Raw genomic sequence first — 16,023 nt, 5'->3', positions numbered from 1 at the left:
TCTCACTCCACCTGTGCAAACGCCACAACGTAGTTATGCCCGTACTTTTTTGCGCATTTAGGGCAGGTGGTGAAGTAGAAATACTGTTTTACAGCCTTCTTGCCGCTTGCCCGGGCGTAACGTTCCATCTCCTTGAACCACTTCGGCACTGCGTTGTATGGACCGTCAAATACCCTGCTCAGGAAATTGCCCGATAACCTCACGTTCAGCGCGTCCGGGACTTCTTTTATTACGGTCATATAGATCTCGGACTTCCAGGGCGAAGGATCGTATGCCAGCATGATGAAGTCCTTATCGGCTGGCCTTGCGCCGGCCTGCTCGATGCTGTTCCACATCCGTGTAACCACCCGGCCCATGTTCAGTGGAATATGAAAAAACTGATTGACCGAATCCTGTATGAACAGCTTATCTTTCCAATCAAAACTTTTATAGTCCCACGGTTCCGGATCAAAGGGAGGACAGCATTCGGAAGGATCTTTCTTTTCTGTCATTTTACTTATCTCCTTAGCGATCTATCTCAAGATCTCTATTCAATCTATTTATACTCGTTCAACTTTTCCACTACAGGACCTATCACGCGTTCCGTCGCCTCGTTGAATATCAGGTGACAGGGTTCATGGAACACCAGCATCTCCTTGCGCGGGGCGGAGATTTTTTGGTAAACCTCAAGGCAGTAGCTGTAGGGGAAGAGCGTATCGCCGGTGGAGGCGATCACCACCACCGGGCATTTGATGCTGCCGTCAGAGATGCTGCTCAAGTCCGCCGTGAACAGCGATGCCATGAAGCAAAGCGGGTAGTTAGAACGGTTGAGGGGGTCGCTGAAAAACAGGTCCCGCAGCTCCTTGGATTTGCTGACCCTGTCGAAGTCGAGATATGACTCCGGCGGCAATTCCAGACCTGGGGCGATGCGGGCGGCGAGCTTCATCGTTGAAGTGATGGGACGGACAAAGGGTTTAAGGAAATGCGGGAACCTCGTTATTTCTATCGAGCTGCTCAGCGAAGGGATCAGCACGTTATTGGGGAATACCGCTTTAATACGGCTGTCCAGCCCGGCCGCTGCCAGGCTGAGAATTCCGCCCTGTGAGGATCCCAGCAGGATCACGTCGCTGCTGATATTGTCCAGGCAGTAACCGATGCTGTCCGTGATGTTCTGCAGCATATCTGCGAAGGTGAAAAACCTCTTCTCCCGCGGGCTCTTGCCGTGGGACAGCAAATGGACGCCCGCGACGTTGAATCCCGCGCCGGCCAGCAGTGTCAGGAATTCATCGTAAAAAAGAGGGTGCGTCATCGTGCCGGGAATGAAAACGACGCAGGGACGGCCATCGCCGGCGTGGTAGAGGGAAAGAGCGATCCTGGTGCCTGCCGATTCTATCAGCGTCTCGCTGTAATTATCCCAGCCCGACAGGTTCAGTACCACCTGATCATGGTCTCTCACGACTGTCTATTTTACACCGTGTGTCAAATACCCAGCCGTTTCCGCCGCTCCTCGATGGCCGCGGCTATGCCGTCCACGGCCTTAACTGCGTCTTTTTCCACTCCCAGCAGGCCGCCGGTGACGCCCGGCAGGTCCTGCGTCAGTAGCTTAACCAGGCTGGGTCCGCCGGTGACGGTGGGCACCGGATTGACGTAGGTATACAGGCCGAAGGCCAGCGCAAACACGGCGTCGATGGTGGCCTTCTGCTCCATGTATTCGGGGGCCACAGCCGCCACAGGCAGGTCGGTGACGGGCACATTGCCCAGCTCTTTGGATATGGCCGCCAGCAGGTCGGCCAGCCGTCCTGTGTCGGTGCAGGTGCCGTAACTCAGCACGGGCGGTATACCCAGCGACCGGCAGAGCCCCTTCAAACCCGGGCCGGCCAGGTCGGAGGCCTGGGTGGAGCACAATCCGGCAACCTGCATGGCCGCATTGCCGCAGCCCATGGAAAGCACCAGTATATCGCGCTTGATGAGCTCTCTGGCCACCGCCACGCTGTGCGCGTCGTTGCCGTGGTCGCGCAGGGTGGTGCATGATACCAGCCCCGCCACGCCCCGGATTGTCCCTTTTTTAATGGCGTCCAGCAGCGGCGTCAGCTTGCCGCCCAGAGCTTCCAGTATGCTTTCGGTGGAGAAGCCGACCACCGCCTCGGTCACGGGCAGGCCGGCCACGGCTTCCACCGTTTTCCTGCGCTCTTTATAATTGGCGATGGCCATATCCAGCAGTTCGGCCGCCTGCTTAGCAGCCTTTTCGGGCAGGTAGTCGATGCGCTCAGTAACTCCCTCAAAGGACACCAGGTCGCTTACGGGCAGCAGCTTGAACTTATATTTTTCAGCATAGGCCGGATCGACCGGCATCGAGCAGTTCATATCGCAGGCAAACAGGTCCACACATCCTGAGGCCAGCACGGCCTCCTGCGAGATCCAGTTGCCGGTAAAGCCCCACAATGCATCGTCCATCTCCCAGCGCTGTATCATCTCCTGGCCTGTCTCTATATTGGCGATGACGCGCAGCCCCCTGGCGCCGACAGCTTTAGCCTTATCCTGCCACTCTTTGGTGCGCGCCAGCTGTACCATGGCGAAGCCCAGGAAGGGCTCATGTCCGTTGGGCAGCGCGTTGACGTAATCCGGATCCAGTACGCCCAGGTCCACGCGCATTTTGTGTGGTCTTGGTATGCCGAAGAGGATGTCCTGACAGTATTCGTTGATTATCTGGCTCTGGTAGGCCATGGCGATCCCCAGCCTCATAGCTTTGAGCGCCAGGCTCTGGTAATAGCCGTCCACGTTGGTCAGGCAGGAGCTGGTGGAGAACAGCATCTCTCCGTGGATGCCGCCGGGGAAGATGCCCAGCCTGCGCCAGGCCTCCTTGCGCTCGGCGGGCGCCAGCGCCTCAACGATACGGCTGGGCTGGTCATGTTTGCGGTTGAAGTCCTCGTCCGCATACTTACACAGGCGCAGGGCTATGCGTTTATGGGAGCCGGCGGTGCTGAGGCCGAAGCGTCTGGCGAAGACCTTGAGCTTATCTCCCTCTGTGATACGGAATGGTGTTTGCCCTCTGGCCGTGGCCTGCATCGTCTTGATCGTCTGCTCCGTATGGTAGTGGTAGGTCGATGCGCCCATCACGTTGCGCAGCAGCATCATGCGCATGGCCATGCCGTCGGCCGTGATGCCGCATACTCCGCGTTTATCCTTGGAGGCATCGGCCCGACAGGGCCCGTTGGAGCAGAGGTCGCAGCGCCTGCCCTCCTGGCAGAAGGGACAGCGCTGGTCGGGACTGCTGCCCAGGCCCTGCGCCTCGTAACGGTCCCAGATATTGGTCATTCCGTCCTTTTTGATACGGTCGTAGACGGTGCGCACCGAGCTGTGATACGAGATTCGGTCCTCTTCCATGGCAACCTCCGCTGAGTTTATTAATTCGCCCCGTGTGCTGACAATGAATTCCTTGAAAGGGATATCCTTGTTACTCGATAGAATAGCCTGCATGGCCATACGGGTCAAACCGGAGCAGCAGGGCACTTCCATACGCAGGACGGTCAGGCTTCCGATGTCCGACTGGCGCAATATCTCGCTGAGTTTAGCAAGGTGTGCTTCGTAGTTATCCAGCTTGGGGCAGGCCACCAGCAGGGTATGGTTTTTAAGGAAATTCCGGTGGAATCCGCCGCAGGCGAAGGCCGTGCAGTCGGCTGCCAGCAGGACATCGGCGCCCTGTAAAAAAGGCGCTTTGGCTGGGACGAGGGTGAGCTGCACCGGCCAGTGGGACAACTGCGAGGGTTCATCTTCGGATTTGACGCCGGACCCCTCTCTTGCGGCCGGCTTGAACTGCGCAACGCTGGAGGACGGGCAGCCGCAGGGCAAAGTGTCCTTCTTTTCAAATGGAAGCACGTCAGCGGAAGGACAACCGCAGGCAGGTTCCGGTACTGCCGCTGCAAGCCCGGAAAGGTGCTTTTTCACAGCTTCCTCATCGAAGGGTTCCCCCTCTCTTTCAATAATGGAAATAGCGTCCTGCGGGCATTTGCCCAGGCAGGCGCCCAGGCTGTCGCAGTATTTGTCCGAGACCAGCCTGGCCTTGCCGTCTATAATCTGCAGCGCACCCTCGGCGCAGGACATGATGCACAGTCCGCAGCCGTCGCATTTATCCTCGTCGATTTTGACTATCTTTCGTTTGATCCTGGCCCCTGCTTTCTCCATTTCGCGCCTCCGCAGTCGCTTCAGTCTTGTATTTGAGCCCGCTGTAAATGCCCCTTGCCCCGGCACTGCTCTGCATATTTGCAGTACTCCGCGCATAGATTGGATTTGTTCAAGACGACTTCTCCGCAGGCAGGACATTCAACCCTGACATCCGTGGAGAAGATCTCGACTTCCTCGCCGCACTGCGGGCACGGCCTGATTAGAAGCGCGGGTGTGCCGCCGCCGGAAGGACCCGGGCATCTCAAGGGCATATTCATAGATGCCATTTTAAATTCGGTCCGGGCCGGCGGGTATGATTAATGTCACACAGGGTGACGCAGCGGGGCCGGGAGCAGGTTAAATACGCTTATTCGCCGTAATGTTGAAGCAATTGATAAATGGCATCGCTTCCGAAGGCCAGCGCCTTGACAGGCACGCGCTCGTCCGCCGCGTGAAAGAGCTGCTCGAAGTTGATGTCCGGCGGCAGCTTGAGGGGAGTGAACCCGTAGGTCTGTATGCCCAGTTTGGCGAAAAGGCGGGCATCCGTCACAGCAGGGAAGAGCATCGGTGTGGGTGTGCTGCCCGGGTCGGCTTCCCTGAGTATATCAGCCAGCGTATCGTAAAGCCCCATGTCGGGCTGCGGCATGCCGCCGCCGAAATAGGACAACTCGTATTCTACATCGCTGCCGGCCAGGCCTTTGAGCTCTGTGATTATATCGTCCGGCGTAAAGCCCGGCAGCAGGCGGCAGTCGAGGCCCAGTGAAACCTGGCAGGGTATCTGGTTGAAACTTTCCCCGCCGCGAATGGTGGTGGCTGAGACTGTGTTGTGCAGTATGGGATCGAACATGCGCACCTGCTGGCCGAAGGTATCGAGGACTGAATTGGTCAGCGCCGGGATGAGCATCTGCATGAAGGTCTGCTTGAGCGGGCTGGGCAGCCCCTCGGCCGTGCAGCGGACCTGCTCCTTGGCAACGGCTGTTATATGCACCGGGAGGCGGTGTTCCAGGCTGTGCAGAAAACGCGATACCCGCGCCATAATGCCGCCCCGCTCGGGCCACGCGCCGTGACCGCCCTTGCCGTAGATGTTGGCTATCAGGCCGCAGCCCTGCTTTTCCGATACCATGATGGGGTAGAAGCGGTGCCTCAGTATGTGTGACGTGTAGCCGCCGAATTCGCCGATGGCGTATTTAACGCCCTGGAAAAGCTGCGCCTGGCTGGCGACCAGGTATTCGGCGCCATAGGTGCTGCGGCTCTCCTCGTCGCTGAGCACAGCCAGCAGCACATCGCCCGCCGGTACGAGGCCGTCGGCCTTAGCGCGCATCATGACTGCCAGCATCATGGCGATGCCGCCTTTCATGTCCAGCGCACCTCGGCCCCATATATATCCGTCCAGCTCCTCCCCTACAAAGGGATTAAGCCTCCATTTCTGGTTGGCGGTGGTGACAACGTCTATATGGCCGTACATCAACAGCGGCGGCGCGGAGCCCCTGCCCTGGATGCGGGCAATCAGGTTGGGGCGGGACGAATCGCTGGCCACGATGGTATTTTGAACGCCCGCCCAGTCCAGCAGACCCTTGATATAGTTGATGCAGGCAGCTTCGTTACCCGGCGGATTGACCGTGTTATGGCGGATCAGGTACTTGAGGATCTCGTCCGGGCGGGTGTAGATTACGGGCTGTTCCTCTGAAGGTGAGCTGTTCATGATATTTCTCCTGTGCTTACGCCGGCGAATATTGCGAATGAACTGCCTGGCCCATTGTAGTAAATGGCCGTAGCCATGTCCAGCGCTGCCCTTCGCCTCACAGGCGCCGGCAGTTATCCGGCATAATTGACTTGTTACAAAGGGCACACTATCATTACCCGGAACGGAGCTGAATGAATTGAAAATTCCTTTCGGAGACAGGTTTAATCTGCCTGAAATAAGCAATGACCTGAGAGTCGCCTTTTTCCTGGTTTTCAAAGCTATTACAAGGGGCAACAAATATACCCTGGTGCTGACTATACTGGTCACCACCCTGGCCTTCATCAATATCATTTTCACCTCAGCCATCATGAACGGGGCCATCAGCAAGGCCTACCAGCAGGCGCAGGAGAACTATGTTTCCAATATCGTGATACTGCCTGCCGTTGATGATAAATACATCAACCAGGTACATCAATTGAAGACCAAGATCGACACCTTGCCCGGCGTGGTCAGCACCAGTTCGCGCTACTCCCAGTCAGGATTGATCAGGTACGATCCCGAGAATGACAACCTGGATGTGCGCGAGAAAGCCTGGAATATTAAATCCATCAATCCGGACGAGGAGGTCAGGGTAACCAACCTGCAGAACTACATGATCGCCGGGAGATACCTGGAGGAAGGCGACCGCAACCAGATCATCATGGGCAGGGAGATATCGGGAGGTTACGGGGCCAGCTTCCAGATTTCCTCGCTCAAGGGCGCGCAGGTCGGGGATGAGGTGACCATAAGCTACGGCAACGGGATTAAGCGCGACTACAGGATCAAGGGAATCTATAATACGTATTTTCCGCTGGCGGACCTTAACGTCTTCGTGACAGAGAAGGAGATGGAATCGGTGCTGGGCCTGCACAACAGGGCCTCCGAGGTGCTGATCAAGACGGACGGCTCGGTGCCTGAACGGGTTTATATCGACCGGTTGAGGATGATGGGCATTGAAGAGGAGCAGCTCAATGTCTGGATGGATTTTATCGGGTACATCAGCGGGCTGACGCAGACCTTCGATATAGTCAAAACCATCGTGACCTTTATCGGTCTGCTGGTGGCGGGCGTGACTATATTTATCGTCATTTTCATCGCCACCGTTAACCGCCGCCGCCAGATAGGCATACTCAAGGCCATCGGCATGAAGGAGCGCATAATCATCCTTTCCTATATATTTCAGGCCATATTTTATGCCTTCCTGGGAATCATCGCCGGGCTGATCGTGATCCACGCCGGCCTGGTGCCCTACTTCATCCGGCATCCCCTCCCCATGCCCATCGGGCTGGTCAGCCTGGCGCTGGTAAGGCAGGATATGGCGGTGGCCATGCTGAGCATGCTGCTGGTCAGCGTGGTGGCCGGCTTCATACCGTCGTGGATGGTGACCCGGCAGAATATCATCAAGGCTATCTGGGGATGAGAACATGGTAATCATAGAAGCGAAAGGGCTTAAAAAAATATTCGGCGGCGAAGTACCTGTTGAAGCGCTCAAGGACATAGACCTGCAGATAAACCGGGGTGAATTCGTTGGTATCATGGGCCCCAGCGGCTCGGGGAAATCCACCCTGTTACACATGCTGGCGCTGCTGGACGATCCCACAGCCGGCAAAATCATAATGGACGGTACCGAAGTTGAGAAATTATCATCCATGCAGAAGACTAATTTCCGCCTGAATAAGCTGGGATATGTTTTCCAGGAATATGCCCTGCTGCCCGAGCTGAATGCGCTGGAGAATGTCTGCCTGCCGCTTATGATGCTGGGCGCTTCGGCCAGGGAATACCGCAGGGCCGCGCTGGAGATGATGGAGACGGTGGGACTGGGCAAACGAGCCAAGCACCTCATCAGCCAGATGTCCGGCGGCGAACAGCAGCGCGTTGCTATAGCCAGGGCGCTGGTCAATAAATCGAAAATACTCTTCGCGGACGAGCCCTGCGCCAACCTGGATACCAAGAATTCCGGCATCGTCATGAACCTGCTGCGCCAGCTGTGTGACGAGAGGCAACAGACCATCGTCATGGTTACCCATGAGCCGGAACATATGCAGTTCGCCGACCGTATCATCTGGATCAAGGACGGCATGATTGAGAAGGAAGAGAAAGCGCGATAAAAACACTGAAGGGCCTGCCGTCCATAGGCAGGCCCTTCAGTCGAATACTAAGTCCCTGGCTTAATTATATCTGGTCAATTCGTCTGCCAGAGCCTTTTTGGGCAGCGCTCCCACCTTGCGGTCGGCCAATTTACCGTCTTTGAAAATAAGTAAAGTAGGTATGGCCTGCACCTGAAACCTGGCTGCCATATCCTGGTTCTCGTCGGTGTTGAGCTTGCCGAAGGTGATCTTACCTTTAAGATCGGCCGCCAGCTCATCGATCACGGGCGACATCATGCGGCAGGGGCCGCACCATGGGGCCCAGCAATCCACCACCAGCGAGCGGTTGTTCCTTATAGCCTCCTCAAGGTTGCTGCTGTTCAGCTCGAGCACGAGCCCTTTTTCTTTCTCCATGTTACCCTCCGTGTTAATTAAACCGTACGTAAATTATATTGCAGGCGTGGAGGAGGGAACATGATTTTAGTCACCGTGTGACCTAAGTAACATGGCTATTTCGATAATTGGTTTATTTCGTCGGCGATAAGGGCTGCCAGGTGTTTTTCGCTGCGAGGGCTGCCATCGAGGCTCTCGCCGGCGATGGTAAGGTGCTTTCGAGCCTGGGATTTATACTCTTCCTTATCAGCACAGGCACGACGGCAGCCGCAGAGTATGATCAGCAGGTCCAATCCCGCGGCATCCGTTGGCGCAACCTCGATGTCCTCCCTGCCACAAGACAGTTTGCGGACCTGCGAGGCCAGTGATGACAGGTCGATCTCCGGGTTACACGAGCCGCAGAACTTCAGCGCTATTTTAATCTTGAGCCTGCCCGGTAAGTTTTATCAGCAGACGAAGAAGGGCTGATCGCCGATCCTGGCCAGCTTCTCCGCCAGTCTCTTCTTGCGCTCGAGGTTGCCGCGCCGCTCGATCATGATCTTCTGCGCCTGGGGTGAGCCGGCGCCGTGCATCGACTCGGCCAGGGCCGTGCCGCAGGTCATGGCATCGATCAGGCGGATCAGCCGTATCCTGGTCTCGGCCGGAACGTCTGAAACACCCTTCATGTATTTATCAACCCATTTGCCCACAGACGGGTCCCTGAGATCGAACTCCGAAGGCATGGTGGCCAGCAGGCCGCCCGTGATGTCATGTGCCAGGCGGGCTATCTCGTAGACGTTGCGCGTTACGTTCAACTTGGTGATGTTGGCCATCAGCGGGTCTGCCTGGTAGCATCCCGCCGGCTGCTGGAAGCCCTGGCAGGAGCAGGCGATCGAGCAGCAGTAAATGGTCTCGGCCAGGTGCATCATCTCGGCCAGCTTGTCCTTTACATGAGAAGCTTTGATCGTGCCCTGTGCCTGCGCCAGCGCGTAAACGGCGCCCACCAGCACATCAGCCAGGCCGCCCTTGCAGCCGCCGTAGTTCTGCCGGTGGAAAGTGGCGAAGCGCTCCACCAGCTCCACGGCAAAGTCATACTCGCCGCACATGAAGACATGCTCGTTGGGCACGAATACCTTATCGAACACGATGAGGGCCTCGCCACCCACGCATCCATACTCCGCGTTGCCCTGGTCCATGGAGCACTCGCATTTGCGCGTATCGTTGGACTGGCGGCCGAAGACGTGCAGCAGGCCCGGCGCATCGATGGGCACGTAGAAGCAGACTGCGTAGTCCTTGTCCTCAGCCCGCATGGCGGAGGTGGGCATGACGAGGTGGCCGTGCGAATTGACCGCGCCGGTGATGTGGGCCTTGGCGCCGCTGACCACGATGCCGTCCTTCTTCTTCTCCACTACGTGGACATAAAGGTCGGGATCCTTCTGCTGGCTGGGGGAGAGGCTGCGGTCTCCCTTGGGATCGGTCATGGCGCCCGAGGGCATCAGGTCCCTTTCCTGGACCATCTTCACAAATTTCTTAAAGCGCTCATGGTAGTCCGTCCCGTATTTTTTATCGACATCGTAGCTTACGGAATAGGTGGCGTTAAGGCCGTCGAATCCCACGCAGCGCTGGAAGCAGCTTCCCGTCTGCTGCCCGATGGCGCGCAGCATCTTCACCTTCTTGACCAGGTCGTCATGTCCCTGGTGGATGTGTGTGAATCGGTTGATCTTGCCTCCGGTGAGGTGAGATGTGGCCGAGCAGAGCTCCTCGAACTCCGGCGCGATAGCCATCTCGTAAGTCAGGGCGGCGGCGTTAACGTGCGGTATAAAAGCCGGATGCTCCGTTATATCCGCGATCTTCTCCCCCATGTAGTAGATCACGGGTTTAAGTCTCTTTAGGCTATTTTTATATTGCTTGCCGGTCATCTGGGACATAACGAATACCTCCTGATAGTAATCGGGCAAAGGCGGTGCGACAGCCGCCAGGACAATGATTATACAATATAGCGGGCTATCTTTTAATATGGCCCGGCAGTATATAGATGTAGGGCTTGCGCAGAATATATCTGTGCAGCCAGCGGTCGAAGCGGCGGAAGGCCAGAAAGAGCACCCAGATCATGGCGTCCTCTTTGTAATATGCCTTGATCTCCTTTTCCGTGAGAGGTTTGACGCCCAGGGAGGCGCCCTCCGTGGCGTAGAATTCGTTGGCAGCCTGCACCAGGCCGGGCACCAGTTCGGGCCGCTGCTCCTTGTAGAAATTTGCGATCAGGTCGGTGGTAACCAGACGGGCATCGTAATAGCGCGTCATCACCCCCTCCAGGAAGAGCCAGCGGATGAGCCAGACCAGGAACGAGGGCGCGCTGCGCAGGAAAAGCTCCGGGTTCAGCCGCTCCCGGCCATCTTTTTTCATGAGGGGAGTGCTGGTATCGAAGTACAGCAGTCCGGATTCCTCGCTCACCCGCGGCGCGGCGGCGTCGAAATCCGCGATGGACCAGTTAGATATCTGGCCGTCTATCCCCAGTGCCCGGTCCGGGTTGGCTGCATTGAACTTCCATACCTTCGTCAGCTCGCGCAGCACGAGCACAAATAGTGTGCGGACACCATCGGTGTTCAGTATGTGGATGGCGCGGTTGCCGATGGAATCGGGATTCAACTTACGCTGAATGTCGAAAGCGATGATATTGCCGGCGTCGGAGGTAAAAGAGGCGAAGCCCCACTGGGGTAAGTTGATGCCCAGCTCTTTTCCCAGCGCCTCGTTGTAGTCTTTATAAAGCGTCTCGTATTCAGCGACCTCTTCTCTGGTTTTAAAGATGGGCATCCGCTTGCAGGCCAGGTTTCTGGTTGTCTCCGTCTGTATTTCGAAGATGGTGCTGATCTCTCCGTATCCCAGCACGCGGGCGGGTATCCTGCTGTTTTCGGGATGTGCCGGATCCAGCCCCTTTTCGAATTCTTTCAGCAGCTCGATATCTACCTGCACGTCGGCCTCCTATAAAATAATCTATTTCAGGCCAAGGAAGGCTGCCGTATCGCCCAGCGCGCCGTCCACGCCTTCCAGAATCTGATGGGCTACCTTCGTATCGATGATCAGCGGCGGCAACAGCTGGCATACCCTCCTATCGTTGTTGGCGTAGATGGCCAGTATGCCGTGGTCGTAGCAGGACTTGGTCAGTATCGGCCCGCAGGCGTCGTTGACCATCTCGATGCCCATCATCAGGCCGAGCTGTCGCAGGCCGGTAAGTATCTTTGGGTGCTTCTTTTTCAACTCAACGAAGCCGTCCCTGAAAACGGCCGCCAGCCTGTTGACGTTCTCCAGGAACGCCGGGCTGGACGATTCATCAAGCACGGCGGAGGCCACCGGGCAGCCCACCTCGGCGCCACCGAAGGTGGAAACGTGAATAAAAGGATTGTTGTGAAAAAAGCTGGAGAGCTCCTTGCGGTAGCAGGTTGCGCTCAAGGGGTAGATACCGCCCGAGAGCCCTTTGCCGATCACGATGATGTCGGGCACGGCGTCGAAATGCTCGATGCCCCACAGTTTTCCCGTGCGCCCCAGTCCGGTCTGCACCTCGTCGATAATGAGCAGCGCCCCTTTGTGCGAGCAGATCCGGCGGGCCTCCCTGAAGAAGTCCCCGGATGGGACAGGCATACCGAGCGTGGCGGGTATCGTCTCGAAGATGACCGCGGCCGTTTCATTGTCCACGGCCTTTTCCAGCGCCGCGACGTTATCGAAGGGGACCTGCAGGAAGCCGGGCAGGTTGGGGCCGAAGGGGGAACGGTACTGCTCGTCCCCGGTGGCCAGCGCAAAGCCTGTGTGTCCGTGATAGCCGCCGACCGCCGAAACGATCTTGTATTTACCAGTGTATCCGCGGGCCAGCTTGATGGCCACGTCGATGGCCTCGCCGCCGCCCACACCGAATACCGTGCAGGAAATGTCGCCGGGCATCAGGCCGGCCAGCTTCTCCCCCAGCAGCGCGCGCTGTTCGCTGATCAGGTGGTGGTTGCCGATGTCGAGCTCCTTCAGGCTGTTCTGCAGGGCTTTAATGACCAGCGGATTGCGGTGGCCCAGATTGAAAACGCCGCCGTTGCAGTGGCAATTGATCAGCCGCTTGCCGCCGGCGGCGTCCCAGACGTAGGGGCCTTCGCGCCGGCCGAAAATGAACTCCATATCGTAGGATTTGAAGGTCTCGGCTTTGCCTGACGATACATATTCGGCGAAACGCCGGACGATGGTTTCTTTGCTGTCTTTCCCTATATATTTCATGCAGGCCTCCTCAAGTGCGTTACAGGGATTGGGGCTCAGCGCGCGGCGCCCGAAGCAAGGTTGACCAGTGCCTTGAGCAGGTCGGCCACCACAGCCCTGGTCGTCCCGTCCGTGAGCCTGCCCGTCTCATCAAATTTCTGGCCGGCGAATGTTACAAAGACCTCTGGTTTGGTTACCGCTCTCACATCGAGGAACAGCAGGGTTTGCCTCAGGTGGTACTGTGCCCGCGATCCGCCCAGCATACCGGTGGACGCGCTCATTATAGCGAGTGGTTTGCCCGGCCAGGCGCTGTCCCCGTGCGGCCTGGATGCCCAGTCCAGAGCGTTCTTGAGCACGCCGGGCATCGAGAAGTTATATTCGGGAGTCGCGATCAGCACAGCGGAGGATGCCCTGATCCTTGACTTGAACTCTTTCACCCTTTGCGGCGGGCTCGCCTCCAGGTCCTGATTGAACGGGGGTATGCCCTCGATGTCGAATATCTCGATCGAGGCGCCGGGGGGTAGCAATTCTCCAGCCGCCCTCAATAAAGCTTTGTTGTAAGAGCCCTGTCTGAGGCTGCCTGCAAACCCGAGGATATTTAGCGTGTCCATCTCCCGCCTCCGTTATTGCGAACTCCCTGCCGCAGGCTGTTCTCCCGGTGCAGCCTGCGGCAGGGAAAAGTGATCGATCGTCAGTTCATATTTATCAAGGTGTCAGCACCAGTTTATAGGCGGCGCCGCTGTTGACCTGGTCTTTGGTCCACAGCATGGGGTGGTATTTGATATTTAGCCAGGGTTTGATCATGTTGTCGTACCATTCGCTGGCCGGGTTGCCGCTCTGCCCCGTGGCATTCATGCTGACGCTATTACTCAGGTCGCTCCAGTCGATGATCATGCGCATGGAGGGGATACTGCTTATCTCGAAGTTACCGCTGTCGACGGTCCAGCGGCAGGCGTTTACTGCGTCGGTGCTGCCGCCGGCCGGGTACGGGCCCCTGTTGACCAGCGATTCCAGCGGCTTGATACCGCTGGCGCCCAGCGGGTTGCTGGAGAAGGTGGCCGTATGCAGGTCGCCCCACTTCCACTTGCTGCGGTCGGGTCCCAGCGCAGCTACGGTTGCGTCGTATCCTTCCTTGAAGGACCTGGACAGAATTTCATCGCGGGTTTCCTTTATATCCGTTGTCAGCACAGCGTCCCACCAGGGGTCATCGGGATTCTTGAGCAGCTGATAGATGGCCCACATGTCCCTGTCGTCGCCTTCCGATTTAATGATATCGCCCAGCTGGTCCTGTACCGTGTTCTTGACCAGCTTCATCCAGAATTCGGCATAGAGGGCTGCCTGCGGGCTGTCCGCGTTGAAGTTCTGGTCCCATTGCACCAGCCAGCTCTTGGCATCCTTCAGCGCCGGGTCCTCGAACTTGACATTGGCCAGGTAGGGCATGATCTCTCCCACGCTCAGCACCTTGTTGTCTCCCTGAATCTTCTGGAAGGTCTCAATGCTGTGCGGCGCCAGGGCTTTGATCAACTGCTCGATGCGCTGGCCGCGGTATCCGAAGTTCCATTCGTAGCCGAGGTTATAGTTGAGGTTGGGATCGAGGTGTTTTTTCAGGAAATCGTAGTACGACGGGGGAGCGACAGCCTGGTTGGCCGTGATGATGTAACCGCGTTCCGGGTTATAGGCGCGCGGCAGCAGGTCGAAGGGTATATAGCCCTTCCACTCGTACTGGTCGGTCCAGCCCGGCACGGGCAGCAGGCCGCTGTGATTCTTATCTCGAATGGGCACCTTGCTCGGCATCTGGTAGCCGATGTTGCCCTCCTTATCGGCGTAGACAAAGTTCTGGGAGGGGCAATCCCAGTTTCTGAGAGCGTTGCGGAACTCGGTCCAGTTGCTCGCCGTGTCGATGCCGTATATCGCGGATACCAGCGTTCCGGGATCGAGGGCCGTCCAGCGCAGGGCCAGCGGGTCCTTGTTGTTGAAGCCGAAGAACTGGCCGGTCATGGCATCGTATTTATTGTCGTTGATGATCGGGCCGAGGTGTGTCTCCCTGACTTTAATGGTGATGGGCGATGAGCCGTCGCCGAAATCGATGGCCTCGTTGCGTGTGGTCATGTCGCGCCATGCGCCGTTCCACTCATACTGCAGCGAGTTATCAGGGTTGACCTTGATCTGATAGTGGTCGTGAACATCGGGGTAGACATTGGTCACGCCCCAGGAGATGTTGTTATTGTGTCCGACGATGACGCCCGGGCTGGGCGCGAAGGCAAACCCCACGACGTCATACGGCCGGCCCTTCCCGTCGTCGGGGCAGTGCAGGCCGATCTCATACCAGATGGAGGGCATTTGAATGCCCAGGTGAGGATCGTTAGCCAGCAGCGCCTTGCCGCTCTGCGTCAGGTTGCCTGAAACAACCCAGTTGTTGCTGCCTATGCCTGCGGACGGCCCCATCACCCAGCTGAGGTCCGGCCTCGGATCGTCGTAAGCCTGTATGGATGAAACGGGCTCTCCTGGCACCGGCATAGTGTCGACGGATGGGGCGGCCGGTACCGTCGACCTGTCCATTACCTGGACGTCCGCGTCATGGATAATAGTGGGCTTATCCCCGTAACCCCAGGGCGGCGTCTGCCATTTGTCGGCCGTATCCTGGCCCAGCGCAGCGTAAAGCTTGGAGCGCTGTATCTCTTCGTCGCCGCTGTAGCCCAGGTCGTAGCACATCAGCTTGCCGAAGGCCAGGGTGTCCATCGGGGTCCACGGCTCGATATTGAACTTTACGCCGGTCAATCCCAGGATGCTGTAATTGACGGAGAGGTCCTGGGGGCTGCGCTTGGATATATAGGCGTTGACACCGGCTGCGAAGGCATCCAGCGGGGCGAGCTGCTCAGGTGTATAGCTGGCATATTCTTCTTCCGCCACTTTGTACCAGCCCAGGGTGCGCAGGTAGATATCGGTGGAGACCAGGCTGGCCTTTTTCCCGGTGAGCTCTTCTATGCGGCCGCCGCAAATGTGCCGGAACATCTCCATCTGCCACCAGCGGTCCTGCGCCTGGATATAACCCTGAGCAAAATTGAGGTCATGCATGTTGTTGGCATAAATATGCGGTATGCCGCTGCTGTCGCGTATTACTTCGACCTTGTCGTAGAGGCCGTTTACCTTGATGTTCCCGTCTATCCTGGGCAGCGACGCGTTGTTAATATAATTGAAATAGCCGGCGCCGCCGGCACACAGTATGACTATGATGCCCAGTATGACCAGGGCAGTGATTAAACTCGATTTGCCTCCTTTTTTCTTCTTGGGGGGTTTAGCTACGCTTTCAGGGGTTGTTGTTTCCTTTTCATTATCAGTCAAGGTGTCCTCCTTCCTCTCTTATTTCAACTTCGGGGACGAAGCTTGCAGGTCCAATCCCTTTGCCTGCATGATATTACTCTGAAAACGCGCCTGCCGTCAAAGCGGTGCAAATATGACGGCGGGCGCGCC

At 57.4% G+C, this 16,023-nt stretch carries 14 protein-coding genes and 1 pseudogene; 4 read left to right on the top strand and 11 right to left on the bottom strand.

Going from position 1 to position 16,023, the window contains the following annotated elements; all coding sequences use genetic code 11:
* Positions 1–2: 2 nt before the first annotated feature.
* The 4 genes and pseudogenes from WC359_07660 to WC359_07645 all read right to left on the bottom strand — a co-directional run bounded on the left by WC359_07660 (position 3) and on the right by WC359_07645 (position 4,161).
* A complete protein-coding gene (locus WC359_07660; GenBank protein MFA5400297.1) occupies positions 3–491 on the bottom strand; it encodes a hydrolase in 489 nt (162 codons plus the stop codon).
* A gap of 44 nt (positions 492–535) precedes the next feature.
* Positions 536–1,435 carry an alpha/beta fold hydrolase gene (locus WC359_07655; protein ID MFA5400296.1) on the bottom strand — a complete coding sequence of 300 codons (900 nt, stop codon included), beginning with the start codon at positions 1,433–1,435 and terminating at the stop codon, positions 536–538.
* Positions 1,436–1,458: 23 nt separating this feature from the next.
* The gene (gene cooS / locus WC359_07650; GenBank protein ID MFA5400295.1) at positions 1,459–3,363 is read right to left on the bottom strand and encodes an anaerobic carbon-monoxide dehydrogenase catalytic subunit; all 1,905 of its coding nucleotides are present in this window, start codon (positions 3,361–3,363) and stop codon (positions 1,459–1,461) included.
* Between the two features lie 627 nt (positions 3,364–3,990).
* Positions 3,991–4,161 (bottom strand): annotated as a pseudogene (locus tag WC359_07645) (4Fe-4S dicluster domain-containing protein).
* Positions 4,162–4,266: 105 nt separating this feature from the next.
* Between WC359_07645 and WC359_07640 the strand changes: the two are divergent.
* Complete coding sequence (locus WC359_07640) at positions 4,267–4,461, top strand: hypothetical protein (protein ID MFA5400294.1); 195 nt, start codon at positions 4,267–4,269, stop codon at positions 4,459–4,461.
* 46 nt (positions 4,462–4,507) lie between these two features.
* Here WC359_07640 and WC359_07635 read toward each other — a convergent pair whose 3' ends face one another.
* Positions 4,508–5,842: a M20/M25/M40 family metallo-hydrolase gene (locus tag WC359_07635; GenBank protein MFA5400293.1), complete on the bottom strand. Its 1,335-nt coding sequence runs from the start codon at positions 5,840–5,842 to the stop codon at positions 4,508–4,510.
* Between the two features lie 178 nt (positions 5,843–6,020).
* On the opposite strand from WC359_07635, the gene WC359_07630 reads away from it, so the two are divergent.
* Both WC359_07630 and WC359_07625 read left to right on the top strand, forming a co-directional pair.
* Positions 6,021–7,283 carry an FtsX-like permease family protein gene (locus WC359_07630; GenBank protein MFA5400292.1) on the top strand — a complete coding sequence of 421 codons (1,263 nt, stop codon included), beginning with the start codon at positions 6,021–6,023 and terminating at the stop codon, positions 7,281–7,283.
* A 4-nt stretch (positions 7,284–7,287) separates the two neighbouring features.
* Positions 7,288–7,971: an ABC transporter ATP-binding protein gene (locus WC359_07625; GenBank protein ID MFA5400291.1), complete on the top strand. Its 684-nt coding sequence runs from the start codon at positions 7,288–7,290 to the stop codon at positions 7,969–7,971.
* A 60-nt stretch (positions 7,972–8,031) separates the two neighbouring features.
* Here the strand turns inward: WC359_07625 and trxA are convergent, their stop codons facing one another.
* Positions 8,032–8,364, bottom strand: coding sequence for a thioredoxin (gene trxA / locus WC359_07620; protein ID MFA5400290.1), 333 nt, complete (start codon positions 8,362–8,364; stop codon positions 8,032–8,034).
* A 107-nt stretch (positions 8,365–8,471) separates the two neighbouring features.
* Between trxA and WC359_07615 the strand changes: the two genes are divergently transcribed.
* A complete protein-coding gene (locus WC359_07615; protein ID MFA5400289.1) occupies positions 8,472–8,711 on the top strand; it encodes a hypothetical protein in 240 nt (79 codons plus the stop codon).
* A 78-nt stretch (positions 8,712–8,789) separates the two neighbouring features.
* On the opposite strand, the gene WC359_07610 is transcribed toward WC359_07615, so the two are convergent.
* The 5 genes from WC359_07610 to WC359_07590 all read right to left on the bottom strand — a co-directional run bounded on the left by WC359_07610 (position 8,790) and on the right by WC359_07590 (position 15,894).
* Positions 8,790–10,250, bottom strand: a complete 1,461-nt coding sequence (locus tag WC359_07610) for a 4-hydroxyphenylacetate 3-hydroxylase family protein (GenBank protein MFA5400288.1) — start codon at positions 10,248–10,250, stop codon at positions 8,790–8,792.
* A 76-nt stretch (positions 10,251–10,326) separates the two neighbouring features.
* Positions 10,327–11,292, bottom strand: coding sequence for a DUF6206 family protein (locus tag WC359_07605; GenBank protein MFA5400287.1), 966 nt, complete (start codon positions 11,290–11,292; stop codon positions 10,327–10,329).
* Between the two features lie 21 nt (positions 11,293–11,313).
* Positions 11,314–12,573 (bottom strand): aminotransferase class III-fold pyridoxal phosphate-dependent enzyme, encoded by a 1,260-nt coding sequence (locus WC359_07600; protein MFA5400286.1) that lies wholly within the window; start codon positions 12,571–12,573, stop codon positions 11,314–11,316.
* A gap of 35 nt (positions 12,574–12,608) precedes the next feature.
* Complete coding sequence (locus WC359_07595) at positions 12,609–13,163, bottom strand: NAD(P)H-dependent oxidoreductase (GenBank protein ID MFA5400285.1); 555 nt, start codon at positions 13,161–13,163, stop codon at positions 12,609–12,611.
* Positions 13,164–13,257: 94 nt separating this feature from the next.
* The gene (locus tag WC359_07590) at positions 13,258–15,894 is read right to left on the bottom strand and encodes a penicillin acylase family protein (GenBank protein ID MFA5400284.1); all 2,637 of its coding nucleotides are present in this window, start codon (positions 15,892–15,894) and stop codon (positions 13,258–13,260) included.
* Between the last annotated feature and the right edge of the window lie 129 nt (positions 15,895–16,023).

This window comes from Dehalococcoidia bacterium (assembly GCA_041653995.1).
Lineage (GTDB): Bacteria > Chloroflexota > Dehalococcoidia > GIF9 > UBA5629 > CAIMUM01.
Note: the sequence above shows the minus strand (reverse complement) of the source record. Positions and strands in the feature narration are given on the sequence as shown.

Excerpts from the sequence above, each read along its gene's own strand:
- WC359_07625 (MFA5400291.1), top strand. The coding sequence starts at position 7,288 with ATGGTAATCATAGAAGCGAAAGGGCTTAAAAAAATATTCGGCGGCGAA.
- WC359_07600 (MFA5400286.1), bottom strand. The coding sequence starts at position 12,573 with ATGAAATATATAGGGAAAGACAGCAAAGAAACCATCGTCCGGCGTTTC.
- cooS (MFA5400295.1), bottom strand. The coding sequence starts at position 3,363 with ATGGAAGAGGACCGAATCTCGTATCACAGCTCGGTGCGCACCGTCTAC.
- WC359_07610 (MFA5400288.1), bottom strand. The coding sequence starts at position 10,250 with ATGTCCCAGATGACCGGCAAGCAATATAAAAATAGCCTAAAGAGACTT.
- WC359_07635 (MFA5400293.1), bottom strand. The coding sequence starts at position 5,842 with ATGAACAGCTCACCTTCAGAGGAACAGCCCGTAATCTACACCCGCCCG.
- trxA (MFA5400290.1), bottom strand. The coding sequence starts at position 8,364 with ATGGAGAAAGAAAAAGGGCTCGTGCTCGAGCTGAACAGCAGCAACCTT.
- WC359_07595 (MFA5400285.1), bottom strand. The coding sequence starts at position 13,163 with ATGGACACGCTAAATATCCTCGGGTTTGCAGGCAGCCTCAGACAGGGC.
- WC359_07660 (MFA5400297.1), bottom strand. The coding sequence starts at position 491 with ATGACAGAAAAGAAAGATCCTTCCGAATGCTGTCCTCCCTTTGATCCG.